Origin of the sequence: Bergeriella denitrificans NBRC 102155, from assembly GCF_001592185.1 — a bacterium.
Lineage (GTDB): Bacteria > Pseudomonadota > Gammaproteobacteria > Burkholderiales > Neisseriaceae > Neisseria > Neisseria denitrificans.
Genome location: NZ_BCWL01000249.1, coordinates 1 through 2,737, shown reverse-complemented (window position 1 = coordinate 2,737; position 2,737 = coordinate 1). Strand labels below are relative to the sequence as shown.

The window sequence follows — 2,737 nt, the reverse complement described above, 5'->3', positions numbered from 1 at the left end:
AAGTGCCGCTTGCGGCTTCTTCTGCGGTCAGCGGATGGCGTGTGATTTCGTTGCCGTCTGAATCTTTCAATACAACGATGTCGCCTTCTTCTGCGCCGTCGAAGTTTACGGTCACGTCAGATTTGCCGTCGGTATCGGCATCTTTTTCCGCTTTATTGATAAAGCCGTCGTTATTGGCATCAGCTGTAATCACAACGCCGTTGTCTTCATCAAAGGTCGCGCTTGGGGCGTCGGTATCTGCTGAAGTTTCGGTAGAAGTTGCGGTACCGGCATCATTGGTGTTGGTCGCGGTAACGGTGGTACCGCCTTTGACTTCAGTGCCGGGAATGGTCACGACGCCTGTTTGCGGATCGATGGTTACGGGGTCATTCGGATTACCATCCACCCACTCACCGGTAGTCGGATCTTTGGTGAAGGTAACGGTTTGGGTAGTGCCGTTTTCGTCCGTATAAGTGACGGTTTGCGAGGTCGCATCAGTATCCGGCGTGATGGTGACCGAGCCGTCTTGATTTGCGGTAATCACCGGTGCATCAGGTGCGCTCGGTGCCGTTGCCGGGGTCGGAGTGGAAGTGTTACCTGAACCGTCGGTTGCGGTCACGGTAACGGTTTCGCCGTTGGTCAGCGGGGTATCCAAATCTACAGAGTAGTTGCCGTTTTCGTCGGCTGTAGTAGTTTGGGTGCTGCCGTCAGGCAGGTGTACAGTAACGGTAGAGCCCGGCTCGGCTGTACCGGATACGGTTTTGCCGTCTGAAGATACGGCTGCGGTCGGCGCATCGGGAGGCGTGGTATCAGCCGGCTGCGGAGCAGGTTGCGGCTCGGCAGGGGTGTTGTTATCGTTACCACCGCCGCCGCTTGCAGCCGCTGCGATACCGCCGGCCAGTGCGGCAATACCCAGCAACCACAGCGGGTTAAACGCCCACAATGCGCTGTTGATGATTTCGCCGCCCAATGCTTGGCCTGCGAATACTTCGTCTGCCAGCATGGTCACGGCATCGCTGACTTGACCACTTTCCGGTACATACGGATAGAAGTTGCCGTTTTCGTGTTGGCCGATCAGCAGGCTGTTACTGTCTTGCTCGTAGTAGCCTTCGATAACCATATCCGGCTCGGCAATGTCGCTGCCTTCGAATGCCAGGTGCAGGTCGTTGCCCACACGCTTGGTCATGATGTTTTCCGGGCCGAAGCCGGTGGCTTGATCGGTAAATTCGTAGTTGACATTAGGCTGCGCCTGAATGCGTACGACGTCATTGCCCGCTGTGTTGAATTCTACGGTTTCCAGCGTTTCTTTCGCGCTGTTGATTTTTAATGTAATGTTTTTAGACATAAAAACAGTCTCCGTTCAAAATTATTGCTGTGCGTACAGTTTGATTTCTACGCGGCGGTTAGGCTGGTTGCAAGCATTGATGGCTTCGCGGTTGCCCTTGTGCTTCTCGGCACAGCCGGTAACGACCGGTTGGGATTTACCCACGCTGCGTGCTTGAATCAGGTTGGCGGGTACGCCCAACTGAACCAGCATATTGCCTACTGTACGTGCACGCTCGGCAGACAATTTTTGGTTGTAAGCTACAGAACCCTGAGGATCGGTATGACCAACGATTTCGATGGCGCGGATGCGTACCGGATATTCGCGGATATCGCGTGCTACCGCTTGGATTTCCTGCAGGCCTTTAGGCAACACGTTGTTGGCGCTGAATTTGTCGAATTGGAACAGAGCGGAGGCATCCAGGGTGTAGGTACGCGGCTGGGTGCGGTCAACGCAGGTGTTCTTTTTCTCTACGCGCGGCAGGGTGTTGCTTTGGTATTTGCGGGTATTGATTTCGGCGCGTGCGGTTTCTTCGTCAACCGGCGTCACTACCGCTTGGCCGTTTTCGCCCACGCTGACACGGAAGTATGATACTTGCGCGTTAGGCAGCTGATAGAAGCTGCCTTGGTTTTCTTTACGCAGGTAATCATTGTCGGTACCGGTCAGGAAGGCGCCGATGCGTTGCGGCATGGCGCAAGTGGTCACTTGCGAGAAGCCGTTCGGCTGCAGCGAAGTCAGGTATTCGCCGTTGATGTTGATGTTGACCGCCTGTTTCTCCGGGCCGCTAGCGTCGCGGAAGAATACAAGCGCCGCATCGTTTTCCGCTACTTCGGATACGATTTTGTTGGATGTGAAATCGTGCCAATATTCGCGCGGTTGAGTCGCACAGCCTGTCAATGCAACAGCCAGCACACCGGCACTCAAAAATTTTAGTCGGGTTCTCATCTTTAATTTCCCTAACATAACGTGATGATAAAAAGCCCGGAATGCTGCATAAGCCGCATCCCCGACGACAAAATGCCTGAAGAGAAGCTATGCGGAAAAGCAAAATACCTGCCCGCAGCCCACTCCCCTTTTTTCAAGCATCGCGGGATTATAACATACCCCCCCCCGTGATATTCCATATAAATAAAAAAACACCTGTAAATCCTTAAATATCTCGACATCATCTCTGAACAATTTTAAAAAAATCAATGCCCTCCTTAGAAAATTTCAAATATGTTACTTTTATCCAAACAAAATATTTATCCTATTTTTACACTTTAATAACAGTATCGATACAACAACCCCGCTCTTTTTGACCTGAAAACCGGACAAATCTGCATATATTTAATGGGGCTGTCCTAGATAACTAGAACAAATCCTGCTTTACCAATTGTTTTAAAATGGAAATTTTAACTTTTATCTCACTGTGGTTAAAACGCCATTCGCACT

General features: G+C 51.6%; 2 protein-coding genes and 1 pseudogene. All 3 read right to left on the bottom strand.

The window, feature by feature from the left end; translation table 11 throughout:
- Positions 1-1,324, bottom strand: a 1,324-nt coding sequence (locus BDE01S_RS09810) for an Ig-like domain-containing protein (RefSeq protein WP_066080953.1), incomplete at its 3' end; no start/stop codon positions are given.
- Positions 1,325-1,345: 21 nt separating this feature from the next.
- Positions 1,346-2,248, bottom strand: a complete 903-nt coding sequence (locus BDE01S_RS09805) for an OmpA family protein (RefSeq protein WP_169798092.1) — start codon at positions 2,246-2,248, stop codon at positions 1,346-1,348.
- Positions 2,249-2,654: 406 nt separating this feature from the next.
- Positions 2,655-2,737, bottom strand: a pseudogene (locus tag BDE01S_RS11365) (IS1595 family transposase); the annotation flags it as partial.